Consider the following 12,509-nt stretch of genomic DNA (forward strand, 5'->3'; position numbering starts at 1 on the left):
ATGTTCGAACGTTTGCGTGAAGATATCCAAAGTGTTTTCCATCGTGACCCGGCGGCGCGCAATGCCTTTGAAGTGCTGACCTGCTACCCGGGGATGCACGCCATCTGGATCCATCGCCTGTCCGGCGCCTTGTGGAACATGGGTTGGAAGTGGCTGGCGCGGCTGGTCTCGAACTTCGGGCGCTGGCTGACCGGGATCGAGATCCACCCGGGCGCCAAGGTCGGTCGCCGCTTCTTCATCGACCACGGCATGGGCATCGTCATCGGCGAAACCGCCGAGATCGGCGACGACGTGACCCTGTATCAGGGCGTGACCCTCGGCGGCACCAGTTGGAACAAAGGCAAGCGCCACCCGACCCTGGAAGACGGCGTGGTGGTGGGGGCCGGCGCCAAGGTGCTCGGGCCGTTCACGGTAGGGGCGGGGGCGAAGGTCGGCTCCAACGCCGTGGTAACCAAGGCCGTGCCGCCTGGCGCGACCGTGGTGGGTATTCCGGGGCGGATCATCGTCAAGTCCGATGACGAGCAGGACGCCCGCCGCAAGGCCATGGCCGAGAAGATTGGCTTCGACGCCTACGGTGTCGGCGAAGACATGCCCGACCCGGTCGCCCGCGCCATCAACCAGTTGCTCGATCACCTGCAGGCCGTCGATGGGCGCCTGGAGGGGATGTGCGGCGCCCTGAAGGACCTGGGCAGTAATTATTGTGCCAAGGACCTGCCTGAGCTGCGCGAGGAAGACTTTGCGTGTGTGAAGGACAAGGATGAGACCCAGGCTAGCTGAAACCCTGCTGGCCTCATCGCGAGCAAGCTCGCTCCCACAGGGGGTCTGGGGTGTACACGAATTGTGCATCCACCACCCCCCCTTGTGGGAGCGAGCTTGCTCGCGATAAACGATAACGCGGTATAGCTGGTCGCCGCCGACCAGCCTTTGTTATGATGCGCGCGCTCTTTCGCGGGTAAATCCGAGTAAAGCACTAGGTCTTATACTTGACTTAAATACTCGGGAATTGCATACTCGCCCCCATTCCGAACTCCGTGGTAATTGTCCATGCGACTGACTACAAAAGGCCGATACGCCGTGACCGCAATGCTGGATCTGGCATTGCATGCGCAGCACGGGCCGGTGTCCCTGGCCGATATCTCCGAGCGCCAGGGCATTTCCCTGTCCTACCTTGAACAGCTGTTCGCCAAGCTGCGCCGTAGCAACCTGGTTTCCAGTGTTCGCGGCCCAGGCGGCGGCTACCAGCTGTCGCGCGACATGCAGGGCATCCAGGTCGCCCAGGTGATCGATGCGGTGAACGAATCGGTCGATGCGACCAAATGCCAGGGCCTTGGCGACTGCCATGGCGGCGATACTTGCCTGACCCACCACTTGTGGTGCGACCTCAGCCTGCAGATTCACGAATTTCTAAGCGGTATCAGCTTGGCTGACCTTGTAACTCGCCGTGAGGTGCAAGAAGTAGCCCAGCGTCAGGACCAGCGCCGTTGCAATAGCAAGGCGCCGCACCTGGACAAGATTGAAGCGTCCGCCGTCGAATGACTGCCGCAGAGCACGCGGAACGCCAGCCAGCCTGATTTAGGAGAAAGTCCATGAAATTGCCGATTTACCTTGATTACTCTGCGACCACCCCGGTTGATCCGCGTGTTGCGCAAAAAATGAGTGAATGCCTGCTGGTCGACGGAAACTTCGGTAACCCGGCGTCCCGTTCCCACGTGTTCGGCTGGAAGGCCGAAGAGTCGGTCGAAAACGCCCGTCGCCAGGTCGCTGACCTGGTCAACGCCGACCCGCGTGAAATCGTCTGGACCTCCGGTGCTACTGAATCCGACAACCTGGCAATCAAGGGCGTCGCGCATTTCTATCACACCAAGGGCAAGCACCTGATCACCTCCAAGATCGAGCACAAGGCTGTCCTGGACACCATGCGCCAACTGGAGCGTGAAGGCTTCGAAGTCACCTACATCGAGCCAGGTGAAGACGGCATCATCACTCCAGCCATGGTCGAAGCCGCTCTGCGCGACGACACCATCCTGGTTTCGATCATGCACGTGAACAACGAAATCGGCACCGTCAACGACATCGCCGCCATCGGCGAACTGACCCGCTCCAAGGGCGTCCTGTTCCACGTCGACGGCGCGCAGTCCACCGGCAAGGTCGACATCGACCTGTCCAAGCTGAAAGTCGACCTGATGTCGTTCTCGGCCCACAAGACCTACGGCCCTAAAGGCATCGGCGCGCTGTACGTCAGCCGCAAACCGCGTGTTCGCATTGAAGCGACCATGCATGGCGGCGGTCACGAGCGTGGCATGCGTTCCGGTACCCTGGCGACCCACCAGATCGTCGGCATGGGTGAAGCCTTCCGTGTAGCCAAGGAAGACATGGCTGCCGAGAACGTGCGCATCAAGGCCCTGAGCGACCGCTTCTTCAAGCAGGTCGAGCACCTGGAAGAGCTCTACGTCAACGGCAGCATGATCGCCCGCGTACCGCACAACCTGAACCTGAGCTTCAACTATGTTGAAGGCGAGTCGCTGATCATGGCACTCAAGGATCTGGCCGTGTCGTCCGGTTCGGCGTGCACCTCGGCATCGCTTGAGCCTTCGTACGTGCTGCGCGCCCTGGGCCGCAACGACGAACTGGCCCACAGTTCGATCCGCTTCACCTTCGGCCGCTTCACCACCGAAGAAGAAATCGATTACGCCGCGCAGAAAGTCTGCGAGGCCGTTACCAAGCTGCGCGCTCTGTCGCCGCTGTGGGACATGTACAAAGACGGCGTCGACATTTCGAAAATCGAGTGGGCGGCGCACTGAAGAAGTCGCCACCAGAGCGACTCACTGATGAGGATTGAAGCAAATGGCATATAGCGAAAAGGTCATCGACCACTACGAGAACCCGCGCAACGTCGGCAAGATGGACGCGCAGGATCCTGATGTCGGCACCGGCATGGTCGGCGCCCCGGCGTGCGGCGACGTGATGCGCCTGCAGATCAAGGTCAACGAGCAAGGCATCATCGAAGATGCCAAGTTCAAGACCTATGGCTGCGGTTCCGCCATCGCGTCCAGCTCCCTGGCCACCGAGTGGATGAAGGGCAAGACCCTTGATGAAGCCGAAACCATCAAGAACACCCAGCTGGCCGAAGAACTGGCCCTGCCGCCAGTGAAGATCCACTGCTCGGTACTCGCCGAAGACGCCATCAAGGCCGCCGTTCGCGATTACAAGCAGAAGAAAGGCTTGATCTGATCCGCGCATTGGTAAGGAGTTTTCATGGCTATCCAGATGACAGAAGCGGCAGCTAACCATATCCAGCGCTCACTTGCGGGGCGCGGCAAGGGCGAGGGTATCCGCCTGGGTGTTCGCACCACGGGCTGTTCTGGCCTCGCCTATGTACTGGAATTCGTCGACGAAGTGGGCGAAGACGATCAGGTGTTCGAGAGTCATGGTCAGAAAGTGATCATCGACCCCAAGAGCCTGACGTACCTGGACGGCACCGAACTGGATTTCGTCAAGGAAGGGTTGAACGAAGGCTTCAAGTTCAACAACCCCAACGTGCGCGGTGAGTGTGGCTGCGGCGAAAGCTTCAACATCTGAGGCAGCTTGTGGGTACTCCTTGTCATTTTGCGTTGTTCCAGATGCAGCCTGCGTTCCAGCTGGATCTCGAGCAGTTGTCCGCGCGTTACCTTGAATTGGCCCGTGGCGTCCATCCCGACCGCTTTGCCGATGCTTCCGAGGCGGAGCAACGGCGGGCGCTCGAGCAGTCGGCGAACCTCAACGAGGCTTACCAGACGCTCAAGCTCCCGGCCAAGCGCGCGCGTTACCTGCTCGCCATCAGCGGTCATGAGTTGCCGCTGGAGGTCACGGTCCATGATCCCGAGTTTCTTTTGCAGCAGATGCAGTGGCGCGAAGAACTCGAGGACCTGCAGGACAGCGCCGACCTGGCCGGTGTCGCGGTATTCAAGCGTCGCTTGAAAGACGCCCAGCAAACACTGAACGAAAGCTTCGCAGCCTGCTGGAACGATGCCGCGCAACGCGAACAGGCCGAACGCCTGATGCGGCGCATGCAATTCCTCGACAAGCTCACCTACGAAGTGCGCCAGCTCGAAGAGCGCCTCGACGATTAACCCAGTGCCGCTCCGGTCGCACGCCTGATTACAGATAAGTCCTGATTACGATGGCCCTACTGCAGATCGCCGAACCCGGCCAAAGTCCACAACCGCACCAGCGTCGCCTGGCTGTCGGGATCGACTTGGGTACCACCAATTCCCTGGTCGCTGCCTTGCGCAGCGGTCTTTCCGAACCGCTGGCCGACGAGCAGGGGCGGGTGATCCTGCCGTCCGCCGTGCGCTATCACGCTGATCGCGTTGAAGTGGGTGAGTCGGCCAAGCTGGCCGCCGCCACCGATCCGTTGAACACCATCGTCTCGGTCAAGCGCTTGATGGGTCGTGGTCTGTCCGACGTCAAGCAACTGGGCGACCAACTGCCGTACCGCTTCGTCGGTGGCGAATCCCACATGCCGTTCATCGAAACCGTACAGGGCCCGAAAAGCCCGGTAGAGGTTTCCGCCGACATCCTCAAGGTCCTGCGCCAGCGCGCCGAAGCGGCATTGGGCGGTGAATTGGTGGGTGCGGTCATTACCGTGCCGGCCTATTTCGATGACGCCCAGCGCCAAGCCACCAAGGACGCGGCCAAGCTCGCCGGCCTGAACGTGCTGCGCCTGCTCAACGAGCCGACGGCTGCTGCGGTCGCGTATGGCCTGGACCAGCATGCCGAAGGCCTGGTCGCCATCTACGACTTGGGTGGCGGTACTTTCGATATTTCGATCCTGCGCCTGACCGGCGGTGTCTTCGAAGTCCTGGCCACCGGTGGCGACAGCGCCCTGGGCGGCGATGACTTCGACCATGCCATTGCTGGCTGGATCATCGAGCAAGCCGGTTTGTCCGCCGACCTCGACCCGGGTGCGCAACGCCATCTGCTGCAAACCGCCTGCGCGGCCAAGGAAGCCTTGACCGACGCCGCCACGGTTGAAGTCGCTTATGGCGACTGGAAAGCCGCGCTGACCCGCGAAGCCTTCGATGCCCTGATCGAACCCATGGTCGCTCGCAGCCTCAAGGCCTGCCGCCGTGCCGTGCGCGATTCCGGCGTGGAGCTCGAAGACGTCAAGGCCGTGGTCATGGTCGGTGGTTCGACCCGCGTACCTCGTGTTCGCGAAGCCGTTGCCGAGGCCTTTGGCCGCCAGCCGCTGACTGAAATCGACCCGGACCAGGTGGTTGCCATCGGCGCCGCGATCCAGGCCGATACCCTGGCTGGCAACAAGCGCGATGGCGGCGAACTGCTGCTGCTCGACGTGATTCCGTTGTCCCTGGGCCTGGAAACCATGGGCGGCCTGATGGAGAAGGTGATTCCGCGTAACACCACCATCCCGGTTGCTCGCGCCCAGGACTTCACCACCTATAAAGACGGCCAGTCGGCCATGATGGTCCACGTGCTGCAAGGCGAGCGTGAGCTGATCAGCGACTGCCGCTCCCTGGCTCGCTTCGAATTGCGCGGCATCCCGCCGATGGTGGCGGGCGCGGCGAAGATTCGCGTGACCTTCCAGGTCGACGCCGATGGCTTGCTCAACGTCTCCGCCCGCGAACTGGGTTCAGGCGTGGAGGCGAGCATCCAGGTCAAGCCGTCCTACGGCCTGACCGACGGCGAAATCGCCAAGATGCTCAAGGATTCCTTCCAGCATGCCAGCGACGACAAGGTAGCGCGTGTGCTGCGCGAGCAACAGGTCGACGCCCAGCGCCTGGTCGAAGCCGTGCAAGCCGCCCTCGAAGCCGACGGCGAGCGTTTGCTCGACGCTGAAGAGCGCATGGTCATCGAGCTGCAGATGCAGGAACTGTCCGAATTGATCAAAGGCACCGATGGTTATGCCATCGAGCAGCAGACCAAGCGTCTGTCGCACGTCACCGACGCCTTTGCTGCCCGCCGCCTGGACTCGACGGTGAAAGCCGCCCTGGCGGGGCGCAACCTGAATGAAATCGAGGAATAACTGATGCCGCAGGTGATTTTTCTGCCCCACGAGAAGTTCTGTCCGGAGGGCATGGTCGTGGAGGCTGAGCCGGGAATCTCCATTCTCGAGCTGGCCCATGAGCACCATATCGAGATAGAGAGTGCCTGTGGTGGCGTCTGCGCTTGCACGACGTGTCATTGCATCATTCGTGAGGGCTTCGATTCGCTGGAAGAGGCTGACGAGTTGGAAGAAGATTTCCTCGATCGGGCCTGGGGCCTGGAAGCGCAATCGCGCCTGAGCTGCCAAGCCATCGTCGGCACCGAAGACCTGACCGTCGAAATCCCGAAATATTCGCTTAACCATGCGGCCGAAGCGCCGCACTGATGGTGACACTGTCATGAGCTATGGTTGGAATGATGTACAACGCATCGCAGAAGAACTGGCCGAAGCCAAGCCGGACGTGGATCCGCTGAAGGTCAATTTCGTCGATCTGCAGCACTGGATCATGGAGCTTCCCGGTTTCGACAGTACCTCTGGCCGTTGTGGCGAGAAGGTCTTGGAAGCGGTCCAGGCGCTCTGGATCGAAGAAATCGACTGATCGACCTGGCAGGTTAGGCAATACCCCTGAACCCGCGTATAATTCGCGGGTTTAATTTTTCGCAAATTACCGTTTCTGGAGTTACACCATGGCTGTTCAACGTACTTTCTCCATCATCAAGCCTGACGCCGTTGCTAAAAACGTGATCGGCAAGATCGTTACCCGCTTCGAAGACGCTGGCCTGCGCGTTGTAGCTTCGAAAATGAAGCAACTGTCCAAGGCCGAAGCCGAAGGCTTCTACGCTGAGCACAGCGAGCGCGGTTTCTTCGGTGAGCTGGTTGCTTTCATGACTTCCGGTCCGGTTGTCGTTCAGGTACTGGAAGGCGAAAACGCTATCGCTCGCAACCGTGAGCTGATGGGCGCTACCAACCCTAAAGAAGCTGCTGCTGGCACCATCCGTGCTGACTTCGCTGAGTCCATCGACGCCAACGCCGTTCACGGTTCGGACTCCGAAGCCGCTGCTGCTCGCGAAATCGCTTACTTTTTCGCTGCTACTGAAGTAACCACTCGCTAAGCATTGGCTTAAGAGTGAAGGTGAATCCATGACTACATCGACTGTTAAAACCAATCTGCTGGGGCTGACCCAGCCGGAAATGGAGAAATTCTTCGACTCGATCGGGGAGAAGCGTTTCCGTGCCGGTCAGGTGATGAAATGGATTCACCACTTTGGCGTCGACGACTTCGACGCCATGACGAATGTCGGCAAGGCCCTGCGCGAAAAGCTCAAGGCTGTTGCCGAGATTCGCGGCCCCGAAGTGGTCAGCCAGGACATTTCCAGCGACGGCACCCGTAAGTGGGTGGTGCGCGTGGCGTCCGGCAGCTGCGTCGAGACCGTCTACATTCCCCAGGGCAAACGCGGCACCTTGTGCGTTTCGTCCCAGGCAGGCTGTGCCCTGGATTGCAGTTTCTGCTCCACCGGCAAGCAAGGCTTCAATAGCAACCTCACCGCCGCCGAAGTGATCGGCCAGGTGTGGATTGCCAACAAATCCTTTGGCAGCGTCCCGGCGACCGTCGACCGTGCCATCACCAACGTGGTGATGATGGGCATGGGTGAGCCGCTGCTGAACTTCGACAACGTCGTTTCCGCCATGCACCTGATGATGGACGACCTGGGCTACGGCATCTCCAAGCGCCGCGTGACCCTGTCCACCTCCGGCGTGGTGCCGATGATCGATGAGCTGGCCAAGCACATCGACGTCTCCCTGGCGCTGTCGCTGCACGCACCCAATGACGCATTGCGTAACCAATTGGTGCCGATCAACAAGAAGTATCCGCTTAAGATGCTGCTCGAGTCGTGCCAGCGCTACATGTCCTCCCTGGGCGAAAAGCGCGTGCTGACCATCGAGTACACGCTGCTCAAGGATGTGAACGACAAGGTCGAACACGCGGTCGAGATGATCGAGCTGCTCAAGAACATCCCGTGCAAGATCAACTTGATCCCGTTCAACCCGTTCCCGCATTCCGGTTACGAGCGTCCGAGCAACAACGCGATTCGTCGCTTCCAGGATCAGCTTCACCACGCTGGCTTCAACGTCACCGTGCGCACCACCCGCGGCGAAGACATCGACGCTGCCTGTGGCCAATTGGTAGGACAGGTACTGGATCGTACCCGTCGCAGCGAACGCTACATTGCCGTGCGTGAGTTGAACGCCGCGGACGATGCGGTGCAAAACGCTGCGAACAGTCACTAAGAGAGGAACTCTATGTCCCTGCGCTTCGCGCTCGTTTTGCTGTTGGCCGGCCTTTGTTCCGGTTGTGTCCTGTCGGGTGACTACAACCCGATGAGGACCAGCAAAGGGCGCGACGAGGCACGTGTGGCCTACGTGCAGCTGGGCATTGGCTACCTGCAGCAGGGCATGACCGAACGGGCCAAGGTGCCGCTCAAGAAAGCCCTGGAACTGGACGATTCCGACCCGGATGCCAACGCGGCCCTGGCCCTGGTGTTCCAGGCCGAGATGGAGCCGGAGCTGGCCGACCAGCATTTTCGCAAGGCGCTGTCTGCCCGCCCGCAAGACGCACGGATCCTGAACAACTACGGCAGCTTTCTTTTCGAGCAGAAACGCTACAAGGACGCCTACGAGCGCTTTGAGCAGGCCGCCGCCGACACCCTTTACCCTGAGCGTTCGCGGGTTTTCGAAAACCTCGGCATGACGGCCGCACAGCTGGGCCAGCGTGACCTGGCCCGCCAGCAGCTGGAAAAGGCGCTGCGGCTCAACCGCCAGCAACCGCGGGCGCTGCTGGAAATGGCTGAGTTGTCCTACGAAGACAGGCATTATGTGCCCGCGCGTGACTACTACGAGCGTTTTAGCCTGCTGAGTGAGCAAAATGCACGTAGTCTATTGCTCGGCGTTCGGCTGGCACATGTGTTTGAAGATCGCGACAAGGCTGCAAGCTACGGCCTGCAACTCAAAAGACTCTATCCCGGTACGCCGGAATATCAGCAATACCTGTCGGAGCAATGATGAAAGCGGCGCATCCCGAAGTTGTAGCAGCGACTCGCGTAAATCCTGGTGAGACCCTGCGTCAAGCCCGCGAAAGCAATGGTTGGTCGCTGGCCGAAGTGGCCCTCAAGCTCAATCTCACCGTGGCTTCCCTGGGCAATCTGGAAGCGGGCGCGTTCGACAAGCTGCCTGGGCATACCTTTGCCCGGGGCTATATCCGTGCCTATGCCAAGTTGCTCGGCATGGACCAGACCGTGCTGGTCCAGCAATTCGATCAATACACCGGTTCCGATGCCCAGGGCAGCAGCGTGCACAGCCTGGGTCGCATCGAGGAGCCGGTTCGCGTTTCCCACACCATTTTGCGAATCGTCAGCCTGTTGCTGCTGATCGCGGTGATTGGTGGCGGTTTTGTCTGGTGGCAGGACCAGGCGTCCTTGCGCAGCAAGGAGCCGGTCGCCATGAACCCTGAGCACGTAGAAGTCGAAGGCGCCGACGGCACCACCCAGATCCATCCGCTGGACGAGCCGGAAGACCAGGCTGTCGTCGAAGGCCAGGCCGAAGGCGAAACCGCCCTGGCGTTGCCACAGGGCCAGGACGCCGATGCCGAAGCGGGTGCCGAGCCGGCTGCTCCAGCCCCTGCGCCAGCTGCACCAACTGCGCCGGCTGCACCGATTGCCACGGCACCTGCCGTACCGAGCACGCCGGCACCGACCGCGGCTGCGCCTGCGACCCACGCCGCGCCAGTTGTTCCGGCAGCTCCGGCGGCCCCGACCGCGGCTCCAGCGGCAGGTGAAGGCCAGGTACAGATTCAGTTTGTCGCCGACTGCTGGACGCAAGTCACCGACGGCAACGGCAAGGTGCTGTTCAGTGGCCTCAAGCGCAAGGGCGACAGCACCGCCATCAACGGCAAGCCGCCATTTGCCGTGCGCCTGGGTTATGCCCGTGGCGCGCAGGTCAGCTACAACGGCCAGCCGGTCGACATCGCTCCGTTCACCAGTGGCGAGACCGCTCGCCTGAAGTTGGGTCAATAAGTCATGCACGGCGAATCTCCAATCAAGCGTCGCGAATCCCGAAAAATCTGGGTCGGCAACGTGCCCGTGGGCGGCGATGCGCCTATCGCTGTGCAGAGCATGACCAACAGCGACACCAATGACGTGGCCGCCACGGTCGCCCAGATCAACCGCCTGGAAGCCGCCGGTGTCGACATCGTGCGCGTATCGGTGCCGGACATGGACGCCGCCGAGGCGTTCGGCAAGATCAAGCAACTGGTCAAGGTCCCCTTGGTGGCCGACATCCACTTCGACTACCGCATCGCCCTGCGCGTGGCCGAGTTGGGCGTCGATTGCCTGCGCATCAACCCAGGCAACATCGGTCGCGAAGACCGTGTCCGTGCCGTGGTGGATGCCGCTCGCGACCGGGGCATCCCGATCCGCATCGGCGTGAACGCCGGTTCGCTGGAAAAAGACCTGCAAAAGAAATACGGCGAACCGACCCCGGCGGCGCTGGTGGAATCGGCCCTGCGCCACGTCGAGCACCTCGAGCGCCTGAATTTCCAGGACTTCAAGGTCAGCGTGAAGGCGTCCGACGTGTTCATGGCCGTCGCAGCCTACCGCTTGCTGGCCAAGGAAATCGTCCAGCCGCTGCACCTGGGCATCACCGAAGCCGGTGGGTTGCGTTCGGGCACGGTGAAATCCGCCGTCGGCCTCGGTATGCTGCTCGCCGAAGGGATTGGCGATACCATCCGCATCTCGTTGGCGGCTGACCCGGTCGAGGAAGTGAAAGTCGGCTACGACATTCTCAAGTCCCTGCACCTGCGTTCCCGTGGCATCAACTTCATCGCCTGCCCGAGCTGCTCGCGGCAGAACTTCGATGTGGTCAAGACCATGAACGAGCTGGAAGGGCGCCTCGAAGACCTGCTGGTGCCGCTGGATGTCGCGGTGATCGGTTGCGTGGTCAACGGGCCGGGCGAAGCCAAGGAGGCCCACATCGGCCTGACTGGCGGTACACCGAACCTGATTTACATCGACGGCAAGCCGTCGCAGAAACTGACGAATGACAATCTGGTGGATGAGCTGGAACGGCTGATTCGCCAGAAAGCGGCCGAAAAGGTCGAAGCCGACGCAGCGGTCATCGCGCGCGGTTAAGTCGAAAGATTAAGGAATACACGTGAGCAAGTCCCTGCAAGCCATTCGTGGCATGAACGACATCCTGCCCGAGCAGACGCCCCTGTGGCGCTATTTCGAGGGCACTGTGGCGCGCCTGCTGGATAACTACGGCTATCGGCAGATCCGCATGCCGATCGTCGAGTTCACCGAGCTGTTCAAGCGCTCCATCGGTGAAGTGACCGACATCGTCGAAAAAGAGATGTACACCTTCGACGACCGCAACGGCGACTCCCTGACCCTGCGCCCCGAAGGCACGGCGGCCTGCGTGCGTGCGGTGCTCGAACACGGCATCACCGGCGGCGGCCAGGTGCAGAAACTCTGGTACATCGGCCCGATGTTCCGTCACGAGCGTCCGCAGAAAGGCCGTTATCGCCAGTTCCACCAGATCGGTTGCGAGGTGTTCAACCTCGATGGCCCGGACATCGATGCTGAACTGATCGTGCTGACCTGGCGCCTGTGGGGCGAGCTGGGCATCCGTGACGCGGTCAAGCTTGAGCTCAACAGCCTGGGCACCAGCGAGTCCCGTGGCCGCTACCGCGAGGCATTGGTGGAGTTTCTTGGCGCCCATCTGGACAAGCTGGACGAAGACAGCCAGCGTCGGTTGAAGACCAACCCTCTGCGGGTACTGGACACCAAGAACCCGGACACCCAGGCCGTACTGGTGGATGCGCCAAAAATGGCCGACTACCTGGACGAAGAGTCCCGTGTGCACTTCGAGGGCCTCAAGGCTCGCCTGGACGCCGCCGGCATTCCGTACGTGATCAACCCCAAGTTGGTCCGTGGCCTGGACTACTACAGCAAGACCGTCTTCGAGTGGGTCACCGACAAGCTCGGCGCCCAGGGCACCGTGTGTGCCGGTGGCCGCTACGACGGGCTGGTAGAGCAGATGGGCGGCAAGCCAACGTCCGGCGTGGGCTTTGCCATGGGCATCGAGCGCCTGGTGCTGATGCTTGAAGCCTTGGACAAGGTTCCCGAAGAACTGTCCCGTCAGGTCGACGTCTACCTGTGCGCCTTCGGTGAGGCTGCCGAACTGGCGGCCCTGACGTTGAGCGAGCGGATCCGCGACCAGTTGCCCAACCTGCGCCTGCAGATCAACGCCGGTGCTGGCAGCTTCAAGAGCCAATTCAAGAAGGCCGACAAGAGCGGTGCGCTGTACGCACTGATCCTCGGTGACGACGAACTGGCCCAACAAGTGGTAGGTTTCAAACCCCTGCGTGGCCAGGGCGAACAACAAAGCATTGCCTGGGATGCGCTTGCTGCACACCTGGCCACCTGCGTCGTGCAGGGTTGAAGCTGTCAAACAGCCGATTTAGCGATTAAGG

General features: G+C 61.2%; 15 protein-coding genes. All 15 read left to right on the forward strand.

What is annotated here, in order from left to right:
* The 15 genes from cysE (at nt 1) to hisS (ending at nt 12,478) form a co-directional block, all read left to right on the forward strand.
* Nucleotides 1–777, forward strand: coding sequence for a serine O-acetyltransferase (gene cysE, locus LOY50_RS04930; RefSeq protein WP_003197992.1), 777 nt, complete (start codon nt 1–3; stop codon nt 775–777).
* A gap of 267 nt (nt 778–1,044) precedes the next feature.
* Nucleotides 1,045–1,536 carry a Fe-S cluster assembly transcriptional regulator IscR gene (gene iscR / locus LOY50_RS04935; RefSeq protein WP_003185160.1) on the forward strand — a complete coding sequence of 164 codons (492 nt, stop codon included), beginning with the start codon at nt 1,045–1,047 and terminating at the stop codon, nt 1,534–1,536.
* A gap of 50 nt (nt 1,537–1,586) precedes the next feature.
* The gene (locus LOY50_RS04940; protein ID WP_214511310.1) at nt 1,587–2,801 is read left to right on the forward strand and encodes an IscS subfamily cysteine desulfurase; all 1,215 of its coding nucleotides are present in this window, start codon (nt 1,587–1,589) and stop codon (nt 2,799–2,801) included.
* A 43-nt stretch (nt 2,802–2,844) separates the two neighbouring features.
* Nucleotides 2,845–3,231 (forward strand): Fe-S cluster assembly scaffold IscU, encoded by a 387-nt coding sequence (iscU, locus tag LOY50_RS04945; RefSeq protein WP_003185157.1) that lies wholly within the window; start codon nt 2,845–2,847, stop codon nt 3,229–3,231.
* Between the two features lie 24 nt (nt 3,232–3,255).
* Complete coding sequence (gene iscA, locus LOY50_RS04950) at nt 3,256–3,579, forward strand: iron-sulfur cluster assembly protein IscA (RefSeq protein WP_003185155.1); 324 nt, start codon at nt 3,256–3,258, stop codon at nt 3,577–3,579.
* 8 nt (nt 3,580–3,587) lie between these two features.
* A complete protein-coding gene (hscB, locus tag LOY50_RS04955) occupies nt 3,588–4,109 on the forward strand; it encodes a co-chaperone HscB (protein ID WP_214511311.1) in 522 nt (173 codons plus the stop codon).
* 50 nt (nt 4,110–4,159) lie between these two features.
* A complete protein-coding gene (hscA, locus tag LOY50_RS04960; protein WP_258690401.1) occupies nt 4,160–6,022 on the forward strand; it encodes a Fe-S protein assembly chaperone HscA in 1,863 nt (620 codons plus the stop codon).
* A gap of 3 nt (nt 6,023–6,025) precedes the next feature.
* Nucleotides 6,026–6,367 carry an ISC system 2Fe-2S type ferredoxin gene (gene fdx, locus LOY50_RS04965; protein WP_039592120.1) on the forward strand — a complete coding sequence of 114 codons (342 nt, stop codon included), beginning with the start codon at nt 6,026–6,028 and terminating at the stop codon, nt 6,365–6,367.
* A 13-nt stretch (nt 6,368–6,380) separates the two neighbouring features.
* Nucleotides 6,381–6,581: a Fe-S cluster assembly protein IscX gene (gene iscX / locus LOY50_RS04970; protein ID WP_003198004.1), complete on the forward strand. Its 201-nt coding sequence runs from the start codon at nt 6,381–6,383 to the stop codon at nt 6,579–6,581.
* 88 nt (nt 6,582–6,669) lie between these two features.
* Entirely contained in the window at nt 6,670–7,095 is a 426-nt protein-coding gene (ndk, locus tag LOY50_RS04975; RefSeq protein ID WP_063322853.1) for a nucleoside-diphosphate kinase, read from the forward strand.
* A 28-nt stretch (nt 7,096–7,123) separates the two neighbouring features.
* The gene (gene rlmN / locus LOY50_RS04980; RefSeq protein ID WP_003198007.1) at nt 7,124–8,272 is read left to right on the forward strand and encodes a 23S rRNA (adenine(2503)-C(2))-methyltransferase RlmN; all 1,149 of its coding nucleotides are present in this window, start codon (nt 7,124–7,126) and stop codon (nt 8,270–8,272) included.
* 12 nt (nt 8,273–8,284) lie between these two features.
* Nucleotides 8,285–9,043 carry a type IV pilus biogenesis/stability protein PilW gene (gene pilW / locus LOY50_RS04985; RefSeq protein WP_063322851.1) on the forward strand — a complete coding sequence of 253 codons (759 nt, stop codon included), beginning with the start codon at nt 8,285–8,287 and terminating at the stop codon, nt 9,041–9,043.
* The gene (locus tag LOY50_RS04990; protein ID WP_258690402.1) at nt 9,043–10,053 is read left to right on the forward strand and encodes a RodZ family helix-turn-helix domain-containing protein; all 1,011 of its coding nucleotides are present in this window, start codon (nt 9,043–9,045) and stop codon (nt 10,051–10,053) included. Before pilW ends, LOY50_RS04990 begins: the two co-directional genes overlap by 1 nt.
* Nucleotides 10,054–10,056: 3 nt before the next feature.
* Nucleotides 10,057–11,166 (forward strand): flavodoxin-dependent (E)-4-hydroxy-3-methylbut-2-enyl-diphosphate synthase, encoded by a 1,110-nt coding sequence (gene ispG, locus LOY50_RS04995; RefSeq protein ID WP_018607678.1) that lies wholly within the window; start codon nt 10,057–10,059, stop codon nt 11,164–11,166.
* A 22-nt stretch (nt 11,167–11,188) separates the two neighbouring features.
* Entirely contained in the window at nt 11,189–12,478 is a 1,290-nt protein-coding gene (gene hisS, locus LOY50_RS05000) for a histidine--tRNA ligase (protein WP_214511315.1), read from the forward strand.
* Nucleotides 12,479–12,509: the final 31 nt, after the last annotated feature.

Origin of the sequence: Pseudomonas sp. B21-010 (assembly GCF_024749325.1) — a bacterium.
Lineage (GTDB): Bacteria > Pseudomonadota > Gammaproteobacteria > Pseudomonadales > Pseudomonadaceae > Aquipseudomonas > Aquipseudomonas kilonensis.

Bases quoted from the DNA above. Each gene is read 5' to 3' on its own strand.
- ndk (WP_063322853.1), top strand. From the start codon at position 6,670: ATGGCTGTTCAACGTACTTTCTCCATCATCAAGCCTGACGCCGTTGCT.
- LOY50_RS04940 (WP_214511310.1), top strand. From the start codon at position 1,587: ATGAAATTGCCGATTTACCTTGATTACTCTGCGACCACCCCGGTTGAT.
- cysE (WP_003197992.1), top strand. From the start codon at position 1: ATGTTCGAACGTTTGCGTGAAGATATCCAAAGTGTTTTCCATCGTGAC.
- iscR (WP_003185160.1), top strand. From the start codon at position 1,045: ATGCGACTGACTACAAAAGGCCGATACGCCGTGACCGCAATGCTGGAT.
- fdx (WP_039592120.1), top strand. From the start codon at position 6,026: ATGCCGCAGGTGATTTTTCTGCCCCACGAGAAGTTCTGTCCGGAGGGC.
- iscU (WP_003185157.1), top strand. From the start codon at position 2,845: ATGGCATATAGCGAAAAGGTCATCGACCACTACGAGAACCCGCGCAAC.
- iscX (WP_003198004.1), top strand. From the start codon at position 6,381: ATGAGCTATGGTTGGAATGATGTACAACGCATCGCAGAAGAACTGGCC.
- hscA (WP_258690401.1), top strand. From the start codon at position 4,160: ATGGCCCTACTGCAGATCGCCGAACCCGGCCAAAGTCCACAACCGCAC.
- pilW (WP_063322851.1), top strand. From the start codon at position 8,285: ATGTCCCTGCGCTTCGCGCTCGTTTTGCTGTTGGCCGGCCTTTGTTCC.
- ispG (WP_018607678.1), top strand. From the start codon at position 10,057: ATGCACGGCGAATCTCCAATCAAGCGTCGCGAATCCCGAAAAATCTGG.
- iscA (WP_003185155.1), top strand. From the start codon at position 3,256: ATGGCTATCCAGATGACAGAAGCGGCAGCTAACCATATCCAGCGCTCA.
- LOY50_RS04990 (WP_258690402.1), top strand. From the start codon at position 9,043: ATGAAAGCGGCGCATCCCGAAGTTGTAGCAGCGACTCGCGTAAATCCT.
- rlmN (WP_003198007.1), top strand. From the start codon at position 7,124: ATGACTACATCGACTGTTAAAACCAATCTGCTGGGGCTGACCCAGCCG.